The organism is Galbibacter sp. BG1 (assembly GCF_013391805.1).
In the GTDB taxonomy this organism is placed as follows: domain Bacteria; phylum Bacteroidota; class Bacteroidia; order Flavobacteriales; family Flavobacteriaceae; genus Galbibacter.
In genome coordinates this window covers 1219244-1240310 of sequence record NZ_CP058364.1, presented here as the reverse complement: position 1 = coordinate 1240310, position 21067 = coordinate 1219244, and the positions used below count along the sequence as shown (strand labels likewise).

Sequence of the window (21067 nt, the reverse complement as noted above, 5' to 3'; positions counted from 1 at the left end):
TGTAGATATAAGGAGTTGTGCTTCATGCGAAAAACGGCCAACGCGCAAATAGGCACATTTGGTTTTTGCCAACCCACAAGCCAAACGCAAAAAACCAAAAGAGTAAAATTTTCCAAGGCTCGAATCGAATAATCTCAATAAAAATTATAGATTTGTCAAAAAATGACAAGTCTTATGAAAACCACGTTTGGAGAATACATCCGACTTTTGAGAAATGAAAACGAACTGACTCTAACTCAACTTGCTGCCAAATTGAATTTGGACTCTGCAAACTTGAGCAAAATTGAGAACGGAAAACGAGATTTTGATGAAAAGCGATTACCAAAACTTGCGAAAATCTTCAAACTCGACCTCACAGAATTGCGCAATGAATATGTTACCGACCAAATCGGGAAAAAGATTTACGAAACGAATTGCACTAAACAGCTTTTAAAAGTTGCAGAGGAAAAAGCAGAATACAGAAGAATATTAAAAGAAAAAGTAATATGAAAATAGTATCATTTTTTGCAGGAGCAGGTGGACTTGATTTAGGATTCCAAAAAGCAGGTTTTGATGTTATTTGGGCTAATGAATATGATAAAGATATTTGGGAGACTTATGAAAAAAATCATCCACACACAATTTTAGATAAAAGGAGTATCGTGGATATTCCTGCTGACGAAGTTCCAGAGTGTGATGGAATAATTGGTGGACCACCTTGTCAAAGTTGGAGCGAAGCAGGTTCTCTAAGTGGAATAAATGATAAAAGAGGACAACTCTTTTTTGATTTTATCAGAATATTAGAAGCCAAGCAACCCAAATTCTTTCTTGCCGAAAATGTAAGCGGAATGCTATTGGGGAGACATAGCGAAGCATTAAAAAATATAAAGGAAATGTTTCAGAATGCAGGAGTTGGTTATGAATTGTCATTCCAAATGCTTAACGCGTCTGATTTTGATGTACCGCAGGATAGAAAAAGAGTGTTTTTTGTTGGCATTCGAAAAGACTTAAATTTTAAGTTTCAATTTCCAAAACCTGAAAAAGAAAAAATTACGCTTGAAAAAGCTAATTCAGATTTAAAAAACAGTGTTGTACCAGCTAAAGAAGGAAACAAAACAAATAAAGAAAACTGTAAAATTCCGAACCACGAATATATGATTGGCGGATTTTCTTCAATGTTTATGTCGAGAAACCGTGTAAGAACTTGGGACGAGCAATCATTTACAATTCAAGCAGGAGGAAGGCACGCACCAATTCATCCACAAGCACCAAAAATGAAATTTAAAATAACAGCATAATGGAAATGATAAAATTTGAAGGAAAAGAATATCCAACATTACTATTAAGTTTCCCTTTTGGGGAAAGACAAGTTAGCACCGAAAAACTGAATGATAGCTTGATGAATGTTGATGGAACTTATGTTTCTGAAGATGCAAGAATAATTGATGAGGAAATTTTCTATTTCACTGCTGATGAGAATTTATTACTAAAAAATGACAAACTTGTTGAACTGATTTTATCCGAAATATGATTAGATTTCAATTTTTTCCACGTTCTCACGGAATTACTACAGATGTTAAGGCTGTCATTCAATGTTTTCAAAAAGTTGAGAATGAAATTAGTTCGGGACATTTGAAATTAAATAGTAATGATGTTCTTGAAGTTTTAAGACCACACCTTGAAGAATTAGAGTATGATGTTGAAACCGGTAAAACAAAAAATGATAAAATACACGTTCCTGTTCTTTTCGGATATAACAATCAAATTGACAAAAGCTTTAACGCTGACGCTTTAAGTAAAGATGGTAAAATAGTTATCGAAGTTGAAGCAGGAAGAGCTGTAGACAATAATCAATTTTTAAAAGATATTTTTCAAGCTTGTATGATGTTTGAAGTTGAATATCTCATTATTGCTGTAAGAAATGATTACAGAGGAGCTGATGATTTTATGAAAATATATTCTTTTTTGGAAACTCTTTATATTTCAAGTCGATTGCATCTGCCATTGAAAGGTATATTATTAGTAGGATACTAACGCGTGAGGGATAGAAGTGGAAAGCCCATACTGAGGAACGAGCGAATACTTGTAACGGATAGCCCGACCCGCAGGGACGCGCCCCACTCAAACAGTAAACGGAAAAGCGTTTGAATATGCCTAGCTTTTAGAATTTCACGGACGCTTAAACAAGATTACCAGCGTTTTTATTACAGAAAACGAACCTTATCATAACGCAAAAGGATGCTTTGATAGTTTCTTTGAGAATGAACAAGATACTTTTAGAATTACGGCAAGTGCGGCTATAAATTTCTTAATTGACATTGAGCCAAGATTGTCAAATGGCATCAGTAAAGAAGATGTTTTGGTGCTTGAAATCTTAAGTGACCAAGCAGGACAAACAGGAGATGTTCGTGATGTTCTCATTATTCGTTCTATGCAAAAATGGGAAATTGGAATTTCCGCAAAAAACAATCATAGAGCTGTAAAGCATTCAAGGTTATCGTTAAACATTGACTTTGGAGAGAAATGGTTAGGAGTTCCTTGCTCACAAAACTATTTTGATGAAATAAAACCAATTTTTGATATGTTGGCAAATCTTAAAGCTTCTGACAAATTAACAAAATGGACTTCGATTGAAAATATGCATCAAGTCGTTTATATTCCAATTTTAGACGCTTTCAGAAAAGAACTTTTGAGACTTGATAAAGAAAACTCAAGTATTGTTGCAGAGAATCTCGTGCGATATCTTATTGGAAACGAAGATTTTTACAAGGTAATCAAGGGAAATAAAAAAGTAGAAATTCAAGCCTACAATTTAAGCGGGACATTGAACTTACCATTTGAGAACATAAAGCCTAAAGCTAGAATACCGAAATTAAAATTACCATCAAGACTAATTGAAATTGTTTACCAAGAAAATTCGACTACGACTTTATTGGTTTCATTAAATGAAGGTTGGCAAATCTCGTTTAGAATCCATAATGCAAGTTCGAGAGTAGAACCATCCTTAAAATTTGACATTAATCTAGTGAGTGCGCCTCATACTTTATTTACGAATCACATTATTATAGCGTAATGCCAACACAAAAAGCCCTACACATTGGCAAGTCGCACCAGCCGACTCACAAGCCAAAACTTGCAGAAGAGAATGTCTTTGTAAACGCTGAAAGCAGAACGGAAAAAAGTGCAAAAATACCACAACGGCTATAAGTAACTGCTTGTTCTCGCCTTATTCTCAATCCCGAAGCTTCGGGACTTATGGATTTTCAGTATGGTGTGTACTAGCGAAAGTTATTGCCAACGCAGAAAATTACTCATCGTCAAACCAATGTGCAGTTTTAAAAAGAACAAATTAAAGTTTTTTGAAAATACTTTTAGAACGTAAAATGTCATCCTGAGCTTGTCGAAGGATTTTTTTACCTCCAAAGTCATAAAAAGATAATGGTAACTTTGTAGATATAAGGAGTTGTAAAACATCATGAAACAAATAAAAATTTTAATAGCATTCGTTTTGATTACAAACACTTTTTTGAGTTTTAAAAAAACGAACTCTTTAGAAATCGGAATTTCAAATGTCTTACTTAAAACCTTTTTCCTTAATGAAAATTGTAAATCAGATTCTTACGATAACTTGCTTATAAAGAATGACTCAATATTTGTTAACGGAAAGATTCGCAATGAGTATGGAAATTACACTAGACAATTAAATCACAACGAACTAAAAGACTTAAATGAATTAATTAGAAATATTAACCCCAAAAAAAGAAACGAGAGAGAAATAAACCCTACACGAGGAATGACTGCTCTTTTAATTAAGAGAAATGGAAAAGTAGCTGATTCTTTGGTAGATTTCACAATCGAATGGAATGAAAATGATTTAAAACTTTTTAACTATATAGGAAAAATAGTTTGTGAAAAGAATTTAGCGAAAATAAAGGATTCTATAATCTATCCGACTTGGGAAATGGTAAAACCACCAGAATAAATAAAGCTTTACAACAAAGAACTGAGGTAAAATCCTTTGGTTTTTACCTCAATCTTATAATAAAGTTTTCTGAAAAGATATAAATGAAATAGAAGAATGAATGAGAACCATAAAATCTCTGAAAAATGAAAACAAACCACACTTCCAGAAAAGTATCCCCAGAAAGTGAAATAAAATTCACGGGGATAGAATTAAAAGCGCCAACCAGCTATGCGGCGGGGATGTTGGGCGTTAAAGTAGCTTTGGAGCACAGTTTTAAGGAAATGGGGGTTGCCCGTTCTTTTCAAGCTTTGGCAAAAATGAATCAAAAAGAAGGTTTTGATTGCCCAAGTTGTGCTTGGCCAGACCCAGAAAACCGTTCTAAACTGGGAGAGTATTGCGAAAATGGTGCAAAAGCATTGGCAGAAGAAGCTACCACCAAACGCGTAGATGCAGCATTTTTTCAAAAGTATTCCGTAGAAGAATTATCGCGCTGGAGCGACTACGAGATTGGTAAAAGCGGTCGTATTGAAGCACCCATGTTTTTAGCGGAAGGAAGCTCGCACTACCAACCCATCTCTTGGGAAAAGGCTTTTGAAATTATCGCAGAAGAACTTGATCAATTAAATAACCCTAACGGAGCCATTTTTTATACCTCTGGTCGGTCTAGCAATGAAGCGGCTTTTTTATACGGAATGTTCGCCCGTGCTTTTGGCACCAACAATTTGCCGGATTGCTCGAATATGTGCCACGAATCCAGTGGCGTTGCCCTCGGTGAGACCTTGGGAATAGGCAAAGGTTCGGTAAAGTTGGAAGATTTTTATGAGGCTGAGGTTGTTCTTATTCTGGGTCAGAATCCGGGTACCAATCACCCAAGAATGTTGTCGGCACTGGAAAAATGCAAGCAGAACGGTGGAAAGATTGTAAGTATAAATCCGTTGGAAGAAGCAGGCTTGGTTCGGTTTAAAAATCCGCAATCCGTTGGCGGCGTTCTTACTTCTGGAACCGCCATTAGCGATGTACATATCCCTATTAAAATCAATGAAGATGTGGCGCTTTTAAAGCTAATTATGAAGAAATTAGCTGTTTTAGCAGAAAAGGACCCCTCCGTTTTCGACCATTCTTTTATTGATAAGTTTACTGTTGGTTACACCTCTTTTCTTTCCCATTTAGCTTCTTTTTCAGAAGAAGAATTATTAGCACGCTGCGGAGTTTCCGAAGATGTTATTAACCAAACTGTGGCGCTATTGGCGAAGAATAAAAAAATTATTGTTTGTTGGGCCATGGGCCTTACTCAGCACAAAAATGGGGTGGAAAACATAAAAGAGTGTGTAAATTTATTATTGCTGAAGGGCAGTTTGGGCAAGCCCGGCGCCGGTACTTGTCCTGTTCGTGGGCATAGCAATGTTCAGGGCGACCGTTCTGTGGGTATCATGCATTTTGTAAATGAAGATTTAAATGAAAGAATAGCGGAAGTATTTAAATTCACACCGCCGATTGAAGAAGGCTACGATACCGTTCGCGCCATGGAAGCTATGCATGAAGGGAATGCTAAAGTATTTGTAGGCCTTGGCGGAAATTTTGTTTCGGCAGCTTCAGATACCTATTACACCGCAGAAGCATTTCAAAATTGCAATCTTACCGTACAGATAAGCACGAAATTAAATCGTTCGCACCTTATTACAGGAAAGAAAGCACTAATCTTACCCACTTTGGGAAGGTCTGAACACGACAAAAAAGATGGCGAACTTCGTTTTCTTACCGTTGAAAATAGCATGGGGAAAGTACACAGAACCCGTGGCGTTCTCGAACCGGCTTCCGATTGGTTAAAGAGTGAACCAGAGATTATCGGGGGCATTGCCAACGCTTATTTTAAAGGCAAACATTCAGTAGATTGGTTAGGGTTAAGTAGTAATTATTCCGAAATACGGAATAAAATGAGTGAGGTGCTCCCTTCTTTTAAGAAAGTGGAGGAAAATAGCAAAGAAGGTGGCTTTTACTTGCCAAACAATGTGCGCGAACTTGATTTTAGCCACTTGCCAGAAGGAAAAGCACAGTTTAGTAATTGCGAGCTTCCCGAGCATGAATTGGTAGAAGACGAATTTTTGTTGATGACCATACGTTCTCACGACCAGTTCAACACCACTGTGTACGGACTCAATGATAGGTATCGTGGGGTTTACAATGAGCGAAGGGTGGTTTTTATGCATCCTTCCGACATGAAAAAGATTGGAGTAGAGCGTTTGGAAAAAGTAAATCTAATAAGTAATTACGACGGAAAGCGGCGCGAAGCATTGCAGTTTTTAGTGGTTCCGCATAAAATTCCGAAAGGTAATTTGGCGGCCTATTTTCCAGAAACCAATGTGTTGGTGCCTTACAATCGTTATGCCGACAAAAGCTATACGCCCATTAGCAAATCCATTAAAGTAACCGTAGAAAAATCGGTAGTGTAGTTTATGACCCAAACCATCGAAATTAGAAATAATCATTTTGTTTTGCACCCCTTGGGCGGGGCGTATTGGCAGGAGAAAGAAATGTTGCTCATCGCCGATGTGCACTTAGGCAAAGCCACGCATTTTAGAAAAGAAGGGATTGCCATTCCGCTAAAAACAATGCATAAAAACTATTTTAATCTGGATAAGCTAATTGAATATTTTAAACCGAAAACAATCAGTTTTTTGGGAGACCTTTTCCATAGTAAAATCAATAAAGAGTGGCTATATTTTGAAGATTGGTGCAGCGAAGTTTCCGCAAAACTGATTTTAATAAAAGGAAACCACGATATTATTGCTGAAGAAAAGTTTAAAAACTTAGATATTTTATTGATGGAAGACTGGCAATCAAACTCATTTTTTCTTACACACCATCCTGAAGAAGCAGAAGGCGTTTTTAATATTTGCGGACATGTACATCCGGGAATTCATTTAAAAGGCCCCGGAAGACAGAAACTGAAATTGCCCTGCTTTTACCAAACCGAAAATCAACTTATATTACCTGCTTTTGGCGATTTTACTGGCAATTTTAGCCTAAAACCGACCAAAAAAGACAAAGTTTTTGCCGTTACCCCCGATGAGGTTATTTTGGTTTCTGGGTGATTTCAATTAATATGCGATGTATAGCCAGCCTGTCATTGCTTTGGTGTTTTCATCTAACTCCAACACATAATAATATACGCCACTAGGCAATTTGCCATCTCTATTAACAACCCCTTTAACACTTGCAACACCATCCCAACTGTTACGGTATCCATTTTTGGAATAAACCAAACTTCCATTTCTATTGAATATTTGAAGCTTGTTATTAGGGTAATCTTCAATACACGCTATGGTGAATGTGTCGTTTTTGCCATCATTATTTGGTGTAAGGATATTGTAAATGTTTAGGCAGTTCGGGAAAACTTCCGCTTCGGCGACATTATTTTCAGTAATAAAATCTTCAGGGGAAGAATATTCTAAGGTTGCCGTGTTCAAGTAGCTTCCAATATCGGCTACCTTTACCAGAATTTTCAGTACAGCCATTTCCTCATTGTTAAAGTCTTGAATTTCCCATATACCAGAGGTACTATTATAAGTTCCTATGTTGGTTGTATGGTTTACGTATTCAAAACCCGATGGCAATTTATCGGTAACCATGATGTCTTTTCCATCAATACCAGAAGTATTGGTTAAGGTTATGGTGAATGTCACCTGCTCACCTTTGGACACTCGAGCACGGTCTACTTCCTTCTGAATAGCAAAATCAATACAATAATCTAAAAACACTTCTACATTGAACTTCGTATTGGTTTCAGGATTAACTCCGTAATAGGTCCTCCCTTCTTCCAATACGGTTGTAGCGGGCAAACTTTCAGTAATATCTTCAGAAGAAAACCACACAATATTTTCGTTATAGGTTTCTATATCCATTAAGGTAGGCGAAGCCCTTCCGCAGAAATATTGCACTCCAAATATGGGGTCATCAGGTTCTTCTTCATCATCTTCAACAAATAGAACGCGAATGGTGTCAGAAATTTCTGATGTACAATCCTGGTCGTTATAGGCAATAGCTGCATACGAACCATCTTTGGTTACCAAATAGCTGCTTTCAGTATAATTTTCAATCACAGTATTGTTTCGTAACCACACATAACCAGTGGCTCCTTCGGAAAAAGCATTTATGGTCAACGTACTTCCGGGAGTTAAAACAATGGGTTCGTTACTGTTTTGGGTGTAGCTTTTCGCATAAAAGCATACCAGAAATAGTAACAAATACCCAAAGGCTTTTGTATGGTTAAATGAATAAGGCACCTTATTTATTTATAGCATTGTATGTCTCGCTTGTTTGTTTTCTACAAGTTAAAATCTAGAATATTCGAATTATTCGGTAACAGCGCCAATGGTAAGTGTTGGTGCGCCAGGAACTTCATTTATAGTAACTTCAAACGGATTTCCTGTTCCATCTTCCACATTGCCAACATAGGTAACATAGTCTCTCGATGCGTCGTCGGTTTTTACGGTATATTCCACTTCAACATAAAAAGTATATGTTCCCGGGTCGGTAAGGGTTACGTCATAATTATCGGTAGTATTGCTTAGATTGATAGGATTGGTGGTATCGCCTCCGCTTACAGCAAACCAAGCATAGGTAACCTCAAAATCACTTCCAGCTGGGTTAGCGTATCCATTAGTGTTGGCAGAGTAATCGGCAGTAATATCGCTTACCGACAGGTTAATTGGAGTTGCGGGCAAATCGTTGGTACAGAATTCTTGTGGGTTACCGTTTAAGTTTGCCGTAGTTTCCACCGTTAAAGGTGATAGCACAAATAGAATGATGTCTTGGTATTCGTCGGACTGACAAGTAATAGTTCCGCCTCCAAAATCTGCCAAACCATACACCCTGTATTTATGGTAACCAGGTGCCAAGGAAGTTAAGCTTAAAGAAGCGGCTGTTTCTCCGGCTACCACGGTTTCTGTATCATCTTCTGCCACAGTATACCATTCATACGAAGAGAAAGTGTTTCCGTTACCATCATCGGTACTTGCTTGCAAGGTAATACTTGGACCGTTTGTAGCTGGATTGTAAAAAAGTACAGCACCATCTACAACAGTAACCATTGTGGCACCACTGCTAATGGTCCCTACATCCAAATCGGTAGGGGTGGAAATAGGGGTTGTGGGATTGGGAGGTGTTTGTGCATTTACTTGAAAAACAAATAAGGTTAAAAATGCGACTAGAACTTGAATGGAGTGTTTGTGTAGCGTTTTCATTGTATTGAATTTTAAAAGGTTATAATTTTTAATTTATTGGGTTATTAATTTCTATTTCTGGATTGCCGGGTTTGGGGTAAACAGTTATGTTGAAGGCCGTTCGTGATGAGAGAAATTCTGTTCCTCCCTCAACAGCTTCGAGATAATAAGTGCCACTGGATAGATTTTCTACTGAAAAAGTTAGGGTGCTTGTGTTTCCTGAAGCTATGAGATTGCCACCAGTAAGGCTATCATATAAACGGTATGTGTATCCCGATTGAAAGTTTGTTATTTGAAGCGTCCCGTCACTGCCATCGCAAACCGAAAGGGAGGCAGTAGATAATATGGGAGGAGCAATAAAAAACACATAGTAAAAGCGAGCAGATAATGCTACGCCAAGAGCAGAGCTTATACGAAGCCGCAATCCGTCACTGGCGATATTTTCCCCAGGAATAGGGATGGAAACCTCGGTAGCTCCGCTGGAGGAATTGGCGTTTATTAAATCGATTAAAGATTGTTGAGTGTAAGCAGTTCCAACAGTATTGTTAATACCGCCATTGGTACGTTGTATAGTAGTATTATTGCCTATTCCTAACAAAGAGCCACTACCAAACCGTATTATTAAAGGCGATGTAGGCGCTGGTTTAAGTGCTCCTGTAAATCGAACATTTTGTTGGGCAATACCAGTAGTAAGCAGGCTCAAGGTTACATTTAAGGTTGAAAAATTGTTGTAATTGGCATCTACAACCCTACCTGCATTATTCACAGAGCCTAATGAAGTGGCAGCAGTTTGTTGTGTGTTTCCATACACCCGCTGAGCCAAACTATCAGTGGTAGTAAGTAAACCAATTACTAGAATTAGCAATGCAGTGCACTCGTTTTTAAATGCTTTGTAGAAATGTACAGATAAAATAGTCAACTTCATTACAAGTTGTATTTCGGCTGGGTTGTTTTATAAAAATTGGTTTTTGCGGTTAAAGACTTATTGTCAATACCGACTTAGAAGTTTTTCCAGCTGTGCCAAAAAAACTTTCAATGTAGATTTGTAAGTAGGCTTACGCTACTTTGGGGATAGATGTCTATAGAATTCTCTATAATGACTCAAAACGAAATAAATTTAGTAATTAAATGCTATAAACCCTAAATTAAAAATTGATTTAACAGTAATGAATATTGTAATATCAAAGTGATACTTTTGTAAAATGGCTGGAATATACCTTCATATCCCTTTTTGCAAACAAGCTTGTTTTTATTGTGACTTTCATTTTTCAACTTCTTTTAAAAAGAAAAATGAGATAGTACAGGCGTTGGCCAAAGAGATGATTTTAAGAAAAGATGAAGTAGATGAAGCCATCGAGACTATTTATTTTGGCGGTGGAACACCCAGCGTGCTTAACGTGGGGGAAATTAAGTTTTTAATAGATACCATTTACAATCATTTTGAGGTCATACCCGATCCAGAAATTACCTTAGAAGCAAACCCAGACGACCTTAGCAAAGAAAAAATCATTACTTTGGCAGAATCTCGGGTAAATAGGTTGAGTATTGGCATTCAGTCTTTCTTCGATGATGATTTAAAATTAATGAACAGGGCACATAGCGCCAAAGAAGCGATTCATTCCCTTGAAATAGCAACACGGTACTTCAATAATATTTCCATCGATCTTATTTATGGTGTTCAACATATGACACCCGAGAAATGGAAAAAGAACATCCAAAAAGCACTTTCTTTTAATGTTCCGCACATCTCTAGTTATGCCTTAACTGTAGAGCCAAAAACCGCTTTGGCAAGTTTTATAGAAAAAGGCATTATAGACGATGTAGACGATGCGCTGGCACAAGAGCATTTCGATATTTTGGTTGATACTTTAACCGCCAACAATTTCATTCATTATGAGCTTTCCAATTTTGGAAAAGAAGGTTTTTTTAGTAAAAACAACACAGCCTATTGGTTGGGGAAAAAATATCTTGGAATCGGCCCTTCTGCACATAGTTTCGATGGAGATAACCGCAGTTGGAACGTAAGTAACAACTCTAGATATTTAAAATTGATTTCTGAAGATGTTTTGCCCAATGAAATAGAGGTGTTGAGTAAAACAGATCGTTACAACGAAGCTGTAATGACAGGTTTGCGAACCGTTTGGGGGGTTTCTCTGGAAAGAGTTGCCCGAGAACATGGATCAAATTATAAGAAATACTTACTTCAGCAAGCAGAAAAGTATTTAAATGAAGGACTTTTATCGTTAAAAACCAATGAGAAGGAAACGATACTTATAACCACCAAAAAGGGGAAATTCTTGGCAGATGGAATCGCATCCGATCTTTTTATGTTAAATTTAAAGTGAATTATACGCTGTTATGAAAACCAGTATTCAACATAAAAATAAAAATCTCGAAATTGACCTTGCCAATCCTTTGGATATTTCCATAGCTTTAAGGGGAGATGTTACCAATCCCACCGCTTGGTATGTACAACAACCTGAAATTTCTCCGGTTAAAGACGGAGATTTTACTGGCAGTGTAAAAGCGGGGGCATCTACCAATTTTAATAATATTTGTTTTAATCCACATGCACATGGAACGCATACCGAATGTGTAGGTCATATTACCGAAAAGTTCTACAGTATAAACGATTGCTTAAAACAGTTTTTCTTTCTTGCGGAAGTAATTACAGTACACCCACAAAAATTAAATGATGATTATGTAATCACCAAAAATCAAGTAAAATCGGCGTTACGTAATAAGGAGGTAGGGGCTTTAGTAATTAGAACGTTACCAAACACCTTGGATAAAACCACCAAACAATATTCCCATACCAATCCGCCTTATCTTTTGGAAGAAACGGCTATCTTTATAAGGGAATGTGGAATAAAACACCTTTTAATCGATTTACCCTCTGTGGACAAAGAAAAAGACGAAGGCGGGTTGCTAGCCCATAAAGCGTTTTGGGATTTCTACAAAGAAAAAAGAACCGATGCCACCATTACAGAATTTATTTATGTTCCAAGTCATATTTTAGATGGCAGCTATATTTTAAACTTACAAATTGCTTCTTTTGTTAACGATGCTTCTCCCAGCAAACCTATTTTGTATAAAATTTTAAACAATTGAAAACAAGCTTGAAAATTGAGGAGTTTTTTATGATGCTTTTAGGGATGTTCCTATTTAGCAAACTATCGTTAAGTTGGTGGTGGTTTTTGGGATTGTTTTTTGCTCCAGACCTCGGGATGATTGGGTACGTTTTTTCTGAAAAAACTGGAGCTTTCACATATAATTTATTACATCATAAGGGAGTAACCTTAATTTTGTATTTTATGGGGGCTGTTATAAATAGCGAAATACTTTTGTTTATTGGGATCCTTTTATTTGCCCACGCTAGTTTTGATAGAATGTTTGGATACGGGTTAAAATACAGCGATGATTTTAAAAACACACACTTAGGAAAGATAGGGAAGCATGAATGATCTTGTTGAAATACTTATTGGGTTATTACTTGGTGGTTTGGGCACTTATTGGTTGGTTTCAATTTTTTGGAAACGACGCTCTTCAGAAAGTACCGAAAAACAATCCATTATCCTTTTAGAAAAGATTCGGAACGTATATAAGTTGGTTACCGTCGAAGGCGAATTTGCTGAAATATATCAATATGAAAACGTACGGGAGCGCTTTTTAAAACTCATTAGTAGTAAAAAGAAGGCCCTACTTATCATCAATGCAAAAGTAAACGTAGGGTTCGATTTAAAGAAAATCCAGATGCATGCCGACCCCGAATCAAAAATAATTATACTTTCCTCCTTTCCAGAACCCGAGGTCTTGAGCATAGAGCCAGATGTAAAATACTACGACATTCAAGAAGGACTTTTCAACTGGTTTCGTTCTGAAGATCTTTCTGCCATAAATAGCGAAGCTAAAGAACATATTTTAAAAAAAATTCCGGACAGCGGTCTTTTGGAATCTGCTAAAAAAGAAGCTTTGGATGCTGTTTTAATGATCGAAAACATGGTGCAGGCAATTGGTTGGAAACTCGATTACAAGGCTTTGGAAATTAATTTGATACCAGAAAAGGAAGTGCCTACACCTAAGATGGTTAAAAAGGAACAATAACATTTCAGCAAAAAAAGCTTGGCCTTCAATAAAAATGGATTAATAGCTTTAAAGGCTTGGGATTTTACATGGCGAAGGGAAATATAAGCAGATATTTTATAACAATTTTCAAAAATATATAAACGGGCACTTTCCGTAGTTTCATTCACTCCAAAAAGCCTTCCCAGTATAAATCAATTATTCTATCTTTGCGGCTGTCTAAAAAACAAAAACAATGACCACAAATTTGGTAGAAGAATTACGTTGGAGAGGCATGGTGCACGACATGATGCCTGGAACCGAAGAGCAACTTACTAAAGAAATGACTACAGCCTATATTGGTTTTGATCCTACTTCCGATTCGTTGCATATTGGTAGTTTGGTGCCCATAATTCTATTGGTTCACCTCTATAAAGCAGGTCATAGGCCCATTGCATTGGTAGGAGGGGCTACCGGAATGATTGGGGATCCTTCAGGAAAATCAGATGAACGAAATTTGTTGGACGAAGCAACTTTAGCGAAAAATGTAGCAGGGATAAGAGCCGTGCTTTCCAAGTATCTAGATTTTAATGCAGATACTAAAAACGCTCCAATCTTGGTAAATAATTACGATTGGATGAAAGACTTTTCATTTATTGAATTTGCCAGGGACGTAGGGAAACGTATTACCGTAAATTATATGATGTCTAAAGATTCTGTAAAGAAACGCTTAAGTGCCGATTCTGGAGTGGGAATGTCTTTTACAGAATTTACCTACCAATTAATTCAAGGATACGACTTTTACCATTTGCATAGAGAATACGGTTGTATGTTGCAAATGGGCGGTAGCGACCAGTGGGGAAATATTACCACAGGGACAGAATTGGTAAGACGTATGAATGTAGATGCTGAAGGAAACGAACCTGCCAAAGCATTTGCGCTTACTTGTCCGCTTATTACAAAAGCCGACGGCTCCAAATTTGGGAAATCGGAAGGTGGAAACGTCTGGCTGGATGCCGATAAGACGTCTCCTTATAAGTTTTATCAATTTTGGTTAAACACTTCTGATGAAGATGCCGAGAAGTATATTAAAATATTTACTTTTTTAGATAAAGCAACCATAGATGCACTTGTTGAAGAGCATAAAGAAGCTCCACATATGCGCTTGTTACAAAAGAGATTAGCAGAAGAAGTAACCACTTTCGTACATTCCAAAGAAGAATATGATAATGCGGTAAAGGCATCTAACATTCTATTTGGTGGTTCTGCTGAAGATTTAAAACAGCTCAATGAGAAAACATTTCTAGATGTATTTGAAGGAGTTCCCCAAGCGGAAGTTGAACGAACACATATTGAAAATGGACTTGATGTTATTGGAGCCTTGGCAGCCCAAACAGGTTTTTTAAAATCTAATGGCGAGGCAAGAAGGGCCCTTAAGGAAAATTCCATTTCCGTTAATCGCGAAAAAGTTACCGAAGATTATTCAATAACAACAACAGATCTTATAAATAATAAGTTTGTATTGCTGCAACGGGGTAAGAAAAACTATTTTTTAATTCGAACGGTTTAAACTTTTAAAATAGATGAGATTGTACACCTGACTGTTTTATAAAACAGTCAGGTGTCTTATTTTTATACAATTCCCATATTTTTTAGCAAGAAAGAAGCATTCATATTTTCGCAAATACCTTCTTTAAACTTATAATCGAAAGTAAGTTCCTTTCCATTAATAAAAGCTTCAAAAAAGTAATTTTTAACAGCCTTATTTTCTTTGGCAACTTCGCATAAACTCAAGTCGTGGGTAGCAATAATGCCCGTAGATTTGGAAGCTGATAATTTTTCCACAAACTTTCGGGAGCCTATAGCTTTGTCCTTACTATTGGTGCCTTTTAGTATTTCATCGAGGACCACAAAATAAGAGTCTGTTTTTATTTTATCTACAATGAGTTTAAGCCGTTTCAGTTCAGCATAAAAATAAGAAGCGTCATCGGTGAGAGAATCAGCGGTACGCATGCTTGTTATCAATTTAATAGGACTGTATTCGCTGGAAGAAGCGCAAACTGGCAAACCACAATTGGCCATAACAATATGTAAGGATACGGTACGTAAAAAAGTACTTTTACCGGCCATATTGGCTCCTGTAATTACAAAAAACTGTTCCTTTCGTATGTCAAAATCGTTATATACCAACTTATTTTCATCAATTAGTGGGTGGCCCAGCCTTGTTGCCTTTATGGTATTTCGGTCTTTATTTATTTTAGGAAAGGCATATTTAGGATGGTTGTATGCAAAATTTCCGAGGGAATTATAGGCATCAAAAAAAGCAATTATCGTAAACCATTTCTCCACTTCATTTTTGTGGGCAGCGATCCATTTTTCAATGCGGTACGTATTAAACCTATCCAAAAGAAAAAAGGCATTTCCAGGGACGGCAATCAATAAATTTCCCCGTTGCTCCAAAGCGTCGAGCCTCTTTGAAAACCTTCTTAATATTTGAGAAGTAGATTCGTTCTTTCCTAAAATAATTTGCTGCTTTTCTTTAAGCAATTCGCTACTGAAGGTTGTATTTTCAATTTTAGCGATCAACTGGTGGTATTGCTGAAAAGTATCTTGTGTTTTAGAGGTGTTTTCAGAAAGGTGATTAATTTTTTTAACCTTAATACCAGAAACGGTGAGACCGATAAAAAACCAATAAATAATAAGTGAACTTGAAATTACATTGAGATATGCCAATGTAAAAATTAATAAGGAGCAGATAGAAAAAACATAAGGTAGCCACGTCCATTTCTTTTTTATTATGGGATGGTGACTTTTTAACCATTTAGCAATGTTTTCTGCTGGGACTTCCGTTTTTACTTGTGCTGCAGTGGCACTAAAATCATGTCTCCATTCAATTTTTTCTGCAAGCTCCTTAATGGCTTGCTGTTTTTTTGAGATATCTGCGGGATTGTTTTCAAGGTAAAGGGAAGCGAGGTGTTTTCTACCGGCTTCAGTGGCGGTTCTATTGCTGTATTGAAAGAAGCTACCCTTGCCAAAGAGATCAATGTCGTGACTAAAATCATGGGTATAATTGGAGAACGACTTTCCCTCTTCAAGAAAGTGAAAATCTTTTTCAAGCACTTTTAATTCAGTTCTGTTGATCTTTATCCGTTCTAGAATTTTGTTTTTCTTGTACTTAAAGTCACTGTATTTAGAAACCAAACCAATAAATAGAACAAAGGATACAAGAATGCTGGGCACCAAAATTATGGTGTTTTCCCAGAAAAAATAAAGGATTGCGACCAGACCTAAAAAAACAAGCAGCCTAAAAACACTAAGTGTGGTAAGTGTTTTTTTGACTGCCGTTAAGTCTTGCTGAAAAATTGAAATTTTTTCAGTATAGTATTGTTGCGGATTTTTCATTTAGAATACAATATTCGTCTAGCTTTACGGGTAAAACTAAATAAATATTCCAAATCTAAAAGCCAAAATGCATTTATTCTTCTTGGTCTCTTAGGTATTGCTCTTTGTAAGCCGCTTTTTGTTTTATTTGACGCCTTTCTTCTGAAGGTTTTGTGTATTGCTGTCTATCTCTAAGTTGTTGAAGCACTTTAGTATTTCTAAATTTTCTTTTATAGCGCTTTAACGCTCTTTCAATACTCTCTCCTTCTTTTACTACAGTTTTTAACATATATCGATTTTAAATTTGTACTAACTACATTATAAAAAAATATTTGAAAAATTCTGTTAAAGAAGCAATAATTTTCACTGTAAAAGATGTATGAATTTAGTTGACAGGTTCTTATCTGTTTTTAAAAACTGACATTTTAAGTTATTTAAAGCTTCTATCGGGGCTAAAGGCGTCTAAATTCATAGAAGTTTTTTCTTCATTAATAATTTCTGCAACCAGTTTTCCGGTCGCTGGTCCTAAGCTCCAACCCATCATGGCATGTCCTGTGGCAAAAACAACATTCTTACAATGTTTGGTTCGGCCAATGTAGGGCAGCCCATCTGGGGAGACAGGGCGTAGGCCACTTTGTGCTTTTTGTTTTTCTTCGGAAGTAATGTCGATATCTGGATAATACGCTTTGGCGGCTTTTGCAATAGCTTCTACACGTTCCTTTCGGATGGTTGGATTAATCCCTGAAAATTCCATCGTCCCTGCAAATCGGGTAAAGCCATTCATGGGGGTCATTGCAGTTTTGGCTTCCATCAAGATGGCCGGTAATTTAATGTGGGTAGGCCTATGTAGGTCTATTCTATATCCTTTCCCTGCCTGAAGAGGAAGGTTAGCCCCTATTTTTTTAGCCATTTCACCGCTCCAGGAGCCCGAGGCTATAATTACCTCATCTGGATGATAAAGGCTTTTATCGGTTTGTACTTCTTGTATCTTATCCCTATCAACCTTAATTTTTTCAACGGTTTCCTGCGTTTTTATATCCACATTATGCGCTTTTAGATAGGCGAGCATTTTGCTCATAATTTCCGTCGGGGTACTGTGGCCGTCACATTCATAAAAAATAGCTCCTTTGGCATCTATGGTAACATTAGGTTCCAAGTTGTTTAATTCATAATAATCAAGATGGCGAACTTCCAATCCTTCAAAAGCTGCTTTTTCGGCGACAGCCATTTCACTCGCTCCTGCTTTTTCGGTTTTGTACAGCATTAGGAGTCCGTTCTGTTCTAGGTGAAATGGGCCTAAATCTTCAGATCTAAGCATCTCCTTATAAAGATCCCTGCTCAACAAATTGATGTCTTTAATAACAGGGATGGCTTTGGTTACTTTTTCTTTGGTAGACGATTTATGAAAATACCAGGACCACTTAAAAAAGTCAGCATCCCATCGAGGTTTCATATAAAACGGACTGGAAGAATTGAACATCCATTTTATACCCTTTGCAATCATGCCAGGGGAAGCTAGCGGAATTATATGGCTTGGCGTAATATAGCCTGCATTAACAAAAGAGGCGCCTTCGCTAATAGTGCCTTTATCAATTACTGTTACATCGTGACCAGCCTTATGTAAATAGTAGGCCGAAGATAGCCCTACAATCCCTCCGCCAATAATTACAATATTTTTTTGCATATATTTTGCTTTCTAAATTACTTGAAACCCATGAGCATATGGATCTTCATCATCTATTATAATTTTATTGTAGCCATATACTTTTGCCCATCCTTGAATGCTGGGTATTATGGCACTTTGACCAGCTAAGATAGTTTCTTTTTCAATTCTTCCTATAAACTGGGAGCCTATAAAACTTTCGTGCACAAATTCTTCCCCTTTTTGAAGCATTCCTTTAGCATGCCATTGCGCCATTCTTGCGGAAGTTCCAGTGCCACAAGGAGAACGATCTATGGCTTTATCTCCATAAAAAACCGCATTTCGGGCCGTAGATAATGGGTTTATGGGGTTTCCTGTCCACAGAATATGGCTTACCCCATTGATGGTGGCATCCTCTGGGTGAACAAAACGATCTTTATATTTTACATTTATTTTTTGACGTATTTCTTGACTGATATGGATGAGTTTACTGGCAGAAAATTCATGAATACCTACGAAATTCTTTTGTGGATCGATAATGGCATAAAAATTTCCGCCGTAAGAAACATCAAAGATTAACTCTCCCAATACCTCCGAATGAATGGTTAATTCGGTAGCTGCCAAATATGATTTTACATTAATAAGTTTTACCCAATCTACTTTTGCGCCCGTTTGTTGGTATTCAATCTCTATAAGTCCTGCGGGAGCTTCCATTTTTATTTTTCCAGGGGTTTTTGGAGTTACAAGACCTTCTTCAATAGCTATCGTGATGGTTCCAATAGTGCCGTGCCCACACATTGGGAGGCATCCGCTGGTTTCTACAAAAATGATCCCAAAGTCGTTTTCTGGGTTTATGGGGGGATAAATTAAGCTTCCGCTCATCATATCATGCCCACGAGGTTCAAACATTAACCCTTTTCGAATCCAATCGAACTCTTTAATGAAGTGTTGTCTTTTTTCGCTCATGTCCTTCCCAAAGAGATTTGGTCCGCCTCCAGCGATAAGGCGTACGGGATTTCCGCAGGTATGAGCATCAACGCAAAAAAACGTTTTTCTTGCCATAAACTATAATAACGTTTTATTTTTCTGAAACTTCTTTAATGTAGTTAGTTACCCTTTCTTCTAAAATAGGCAAAGTAACGGTGCCCTGTTCAAGTATAATCTCATGGAAGTCGCGAATGTTAAACTTCGCTCCCAACATATTTTCAGCCTTTTGTCTTAGCTCTTTGATTTTTAAAGCCCCTATTTTGTAGGAAATGGCTTGGCCCGGCCATCCAATGTAGCGGTCGGTTTCTGTGTTTATCTCATGCTCAGACAATGCAGTGTTGCTTTTCATGTATTCCACCACTTCTTCCCGAGACCAGCCTTTGGCATGAATGCCTGTATCTACCACCAGTCTGCAAGCCCTCCACATTTCATAGGTTAATTTTCCAAATTCTTCATAAGGTGTCGTGTAAATTCCCATTTCTCCCGCGAGGGATTCGGTGTATAGAGCCCAGCCTTCGCCATAAGCCGATAGGTAAAGGTTTTTTCTGAATTTTGGAATGCTATCTCCCAGTTCATTGTTTAAAGAACCTTGAAGGTGATGTCCAGGAACCGCTTCGTGAGCCGTTAATGCAGGAAGGTTGTACAGCGGCCTGCTCGGTAAATTATAAGTGTTAACCAAATAGAAGCCAGGCTCTGTACTTTTCGAACTCCCAGCGTATCTGCCGCTTGTATATTTTGGTGCAATCGCCTCGGGAACCTCCTTTACGCCATAAGGTTTTCTAGGCAAGGTTTTAAAATATTTTGGCAGCTCGGCATCAATCCTTTTGGCAATATCCCTAGCTTCCTTTAATAATTCCCTGCCACTGGTGGCATAGAATTGTTTATCGGTGCGTAGAAACTGCAAAAAGCCCTCAAAAGAACCTTTAAATTCGACTTCTTGAATTAGTTTTTCCATTTCAGCCTTAATTCGGGCAACCTCACGCAATCCCAATTCATGAATATCGTTGGCGGTATATTCTTTGGAAGTGGTGTAAAAATTTATCCTGTTTTGGTAAAACTCCTTTCCAGATGGCGTTTCCGAAACACCAATGGCCTCACGAGTGTTGGGGAGGTACTCTTCTTCAAAAAACGTTTTGACTTTTTTAAATGATGGAATCACCTTTTCTTTAATCGCAATTTTTGCAGCGGCTGTAACAGAATCTTTTTGCGACTTCGTTAAAACATCGGGGAGCTGTTTCAAGGGCGAATAGAAATAGCTATTGGTAACAGTATCAACAATGTGATTGTTATAAGAAGATTCGTATCCTTTAAAAATAATTTTTGGCTGTGAAACCCCTTTTTCAATACCTTCCCGAATAAGCGCTAAATTCTGATCTACAAAATGCGGAATGTCATTCAACATATTGAGATACGCTTTCGCTCCCGAATAATCTAATATGGGTTTAACCCGATAATTTAAGTTAAGATGAAAGCCTTGATCTGCTTGAATGGGATTTAAGTACATTTCGTAGGTGTAAAAATCTACCCTATCCTGCAGTGTAAACTGAAGCAATTCCAAAGAGATTTCCTCTGTTTCGGAAAGTTTCTCCTTATCTATCGAGTTCAATTTTTCCAGTTGACCCTGGGCAAAATCGGCATCTTTTTTAAACAGTTCCTTTTCATAATTTCCCAACGGATGTGTTTCTTCCTTGTAAAGTTTAAAATCTTCTACTTCCTGAATAATATTGGCAAGCTGTGCAGAGGCATCGTCCTCTTTTTTAGTGCAAGAGAATAGTAGCACAGTTATAATAAGAATTTTTATGGAGAAACGAATTTTTTGCATGGTTAGGA

21 protein-coding genes are annotated in these 21067 nt (G+C 37.3%); 13 read left to right on the top strand and 8 right to left on the bottom strand.

Annotated elements, in window-relative coordinates:
- The first annotated feature begins 174 nt into the window (after positions 1–174).
- From HX109_RS05425 to pdeM, 8 genes are all read left to right on the top strand, one after another.
- A complete protein-coding gene (locus HX109_RS05425) occupies positions 175–489 on the top strand; it encodes a helix-turn-helix domain-containing protein (protein ID WP_178950179.1) in 315 nt (104 codons plus the stop codon).
- Positions 486–1277, top strand: a complete 792-nt coding sequence (locus HX109_RS05420) for a DNA cytosine methyltransferase (RefSeq protein WP_255462778.1) — start codon at positions 486–488, stop codon at positions 1275–1277. Before HX109_RS05425 ends, HX109_RS05420 begins: the two co-directional genes overlap by 4 nt.
- A complete protein-coding gene (locus HX109_RS05415; RefSeq protein WP_178950178.1) occupies positions 1277–1510 on the top strand; it encodes a hypothetical protein in 234 nt (77 codons plus the stop codon). Before HX109_RS05420 ends, HX109_RS05415 begins: the two co-directional genes overlap by 1 nt.
- Entirely contained in the window at positions 1507–2013 is a 507-nt protein-coding gene (locus HX109_RS05410; RefSeq protein ID WP_178950177.1) for a hypothetical protein, read from the top strand. Before HX109_RS05415 ends, HX109_RS05410 begins: the two co-directional genes overlap by 4 nt.
- A 154-nt stretch (positions 2014–2167) precedes the next feature.
- Complete coding sequence (locus HX109_RS05405) at positions 2168–3052, top strand: HaeIII family restriction endonuclease (RefSeq protein WP_220399488.1); 885 nt, start codon at positions 2168–2170, stop codon at positions 3050–3052.
- Between the two features lie 402 nt (positions 3053–3454).
- Positions 3455–3961, top strand: a complete 507-nt coding sequence (locus HX109_RS05400) for a hypothetical protein (protein ID WP_178950176.1) — start codon at positions 3455–3457, stop codon at positions 3959–3961.
- Positions 3962–4086: 125 nt separating this feature from the next.
- Entirely contained in the window at positions 4087–6393 is a 2307-nt protein-coding gene (locus HX109_RS05395; RefSeq protein WP_178950175.1) for an FdhF/YdeP family oxidoreductase, read from the top strand.
- Between the two features lie 3 nt (positions 6394–6396).
- On the top strand, positions 6397–7035 hold the full coding sequence (pdeM, locus tag HX109_RS05390; protein WP_178950174.1) for a ligase-associated DNA damage response endonuclease PdeM: 639 nt from the start codon (positions 6397–6399) through the stop codon (positions 7033–7035).
- Between the two features lie 6 nt (positions 7036–7041).
- Here the strand turns inward: pdeM and HX109_RS05385 are convergent, their stop codons facing one another.
- From HX109_RS05385 to HX109_RS05375, 3 genes are all read right to left on the bottom strand, one after another.
- Positions 7042–8226, bottom strand: coding sequence for a gliding motility-associated C-terminal domain-containing protein (locus HX109_RS05385; RefSeq protein WP_178950173.1), 1185 nt, complete (start codon positions 8224–8226; stop codon positions 7042–7044).
- A 69-nt stretch (positions 8227–8295) separates the two neighbouring features.
- Positions 8296–9186, bottom strand: a complete 891-nt coding sequence (locus tag HX109_RS05380; protein WP_178950172.1) for a hypothetical protein — start codon at positions 9184–9186, stop codon at positions 8296–8298.
- A 28-nt stretch (positions 9187–9214) separates the two neighbouring features.
- Complete coding sequence (locus HX109_RS05375; RefSeq protein ID WP_178950171.1) at positions 9215–10090, bottom strand: hypothetical protein; 876 nt, start codon at positions 10088–10090, stop codon at positions 9215–9217.
- Between the two features lie 277 nt (positions 10091–10367).
- Between HX109_RS05375 and hemW the strand changes: the two genes are divergently transcribed.
- From hemW to tyrS, 5 genes are all read left to right on the top strand, one after another.
- Positions 10368–11510 carry a radical SAM family heme chaperone HemW gene (gene hemW / locus HX109_RS05370; RefSeq protein ID WP_178950170.1) on the top strand — a complete coding sequence of 381 codons (1143 nt, stop codon included), beginning with the start codon at positions 10368–10370 and terminating at the stop codon, positions 11508–11510.
- Between the two features lie 13 nt (positions 11511–11523).
- The gene (locus tag HX109_RS05365) at positions 11524–12276 is read left to right on the top strand and encodes a cyclase family protein (RefSeq protein ID WP_178950169.1); all 753 of its coding nucleotides are present in this window, start codon (positions 11524–11526) and stop codon (positions 12274–12276) included.
- Entirely contained in the window at positions 12273–12629 is a 357-nt protein-coding gene (locus tag HX109_RS05360) for a DUF4260 domain-containing protein (protein ID WP_178950168.1), read from the top strand. The genes HX109_RS05365 and HX109_RS05360 overlap by 4 nt, the downstream gene beginning before the upstream one ends.
- A complete protein-coding gene (locus tag HX109_RS05355; RefSeq protein ID WP_178950167.1) occupies positions 12622–13269 on the top strand; it encodes a DUF4230 domain-containing protein in 648 nt (215 codons plus the stop codon). Before HX109_RS05360 ends, HX109_RS05355 begins: the two co-directional genes overlap by 8 nt.
- A 214-nt stretch (positions 13270–13483) precedes the next feature.
- Complete coding sequence (gene tyrS / locus HX109_RS05350; RefSeq protein ID WP_178950166.1) at positions 13484–14797, top strand: tyrosine--tRNA ligase; 1314 nt, start codon at positions 13484–13486, stop codon at positions 14795–14797.
- Between the two features lie 62 nt (positions 14798–14859).
- Here tyrS and HX109_RS05345 read toward each other — a convergent pair whose 3' ends face one another.
- The 5 genes from HX109_RS05345 to HX109_RS05325 all read right to left on the bottom strand — a co-directional run bounded on the left by HX109_RS05345 (position 14860) and on the right by HX109_RS05325 (position 21059).
- Positions 14860–16629, bottom strand: coding sequence for a MutS-related protein (locus HX109_RS05345; protein ID WP_178950165.1), 1770 nt, complete (start codon positions 16627–16629; stop codon positions 14860–14862).
- 73 nt (positions 16630–16702) lie between these two features.
- Entirely contained in the window at positions 16703–16897 is a 195-nt protein-coding gene (gene rpsU, locus HX109_RS05340; RefSeq protein ID WP_178950164.1) for a 30S ribosomal protein S21, read from the bottom strand.
- Positions 16898–17038: 141 nt separating this feature from the next.
- A complete protein-coding gene (locus tag HX109_RS05335) occupies positions 17039–18292 on the bottom strand; it encodes an NAD(P)/FAD-dependent oxidoreductase (protein WP_178950163.1) in 1254 nt (417 codons plus the stop codon).
- A gap of 12 nt (positions 18293–18304) precedes the next feature.
- Entirely contained in the window at positions 18305–19312 is a 1008-nt protein-coding gene (locus tag HX109_RS05330) for a 4-hydroxyproline epimerase (protein ID WP_178950162.1), read from the bottom strand.
- 16 nt (positions 19313–19328) lie between these two features.
- Positions 19329–21059, bottom strand: coding sequence for a DUF885 domain-containing protein (locus HX109_RS05325; RefSeq protein WP_178950161.1), 1731 nt, complete (start codon positions 21057–21059; stop codon positions 19329–19331).
- Positions 21060–21067: the final 8 nt, after the last annotated feature.

Excerpts from the sequence above, each read along its gene's own strand:
- HX109_RS05365 (WP_178950169.1), top strand. The coding sequence starts at position 11,524 with ATGAAAACCAGTATTCAACATAAAAATAAAAATCTCGAAATTGACCTT.
- HX109_RS05325 (WP_178950161.1), bottom strand. The coding sequence starts at position 21,059 with ATGCAAAAAATTCGTTTCTCCATAAAAATTCTTATTATAACTGTGCTA.
- HX109_RS05345 (WP_178950165.1), bottom strand. The coding sequence starts at position 16,629 with ATGAAAAATCCGCAACAATACTATACTGAAAAAATTTCAATTTTTCAG.
- HX109_RS05330 (WP_178950162.1), bottom strand. The coding sequence starts at position 19,312 with ATGGCAAGAAAAACGTTTTTTTGCGTTGATGCTCATACCTGCGGAAAT.
- HX109_RS05415 (WP_178950178.1), top strand. The coding sequence starts at position 1,277 with ATGGAAATGATAAAATTTGAAGGAAAAGAATATCCAACATTACTATTA.
- HX109_RS05420 (WP_255462778.1), top strand. The coding sequence starts at position 486 with ATGAAAATAGTATCATTTTTTGCAGGAGCAGGTGGACTTGATTTAGGA.
- HX109_RS05355 (WP_178950167.1), top strand. The coding sequence starts at position 12,622 with ATGAATGATCTTGTTGAAATACTTATTGGGTTATTACTTGGTGGTTTG.
- HX109_RS05375 (WP_178950171.1), bottom strand. The coding sequence starts at position 10,090 with ATGAAGTTGACTATTTTATCTGTACATTTCTACAAAGCATTTAAAAAC.
- HX109_RS05395 (WP_178950175.1), top strand. The coding sequence starts at position 4,087 with ATGAAAACAAACCACACTTCCAGAAAAGTATCCCCAGAAAGTGAAATA.
- tyrS (WP_178950166.1), top strand. The coding sequence starts at position 13,484 with ATGACCACAAATTTGGTAGAAGAATTACGTTGGAGAGGCATGGTGCAC.
- HX109_RS05425 (WP_178950179.1), top strand. The coding sequence starts at position 175 with ATGAAAACCACGTTTGGAGAATACATCCGACTTTTGAGAAATGAAAAC.
- HX109_RS05400 (WP_178950176.1), top strand. The coding sequence starts at position 3,455 with ATGAAACAAATAAAAATTTTAATAGCATTCGTTTTGATTACAAACACT.
- hemW (WP_178950170.1), top strand. The coding sequence starts at position 10,368 with ATGGCTGGAATATACCTTCATATCCCTTTTTGCAAACAAGCTTGTTTT.
- HX109_RS05335 (WP_178950163.1), bottom strand. The coding sequence starts at position 18,292 with ATGCAAAAAAATATTGTAATTATTGGCGGAGGGATTGTAGGGCTATCT.
- pdeM (WP_178950174.1), top strand. The coding sequence starts at position 6,397 with ATGACCCAAACCATCGAAATTAGAAATAATCATTTTGTTTTGCACCCC.
- HX109_RS05380 (WP_178950172.1), bottom strand. The coding sequence starts at position 9,186 with ATGAAAACGCTACACAAACACTCCATTCAAGTTCTAGTCGCATTTTTA.
- rpsU (WP_178950164.1), bottom strand. The coding sequence starts at position 16,897 with ATGTTAAAAACTGTAGTAAAAGAAGGAGAGAGTATTGAAAGAGCGTTA.
- HX109_RS05410 (WP_178950177.1), top strand. The coding sequence starts at position 1,507 with ATGATTAGATTTCAATTTTTTCCACGTTCTCACGGAATTACTACAGAT.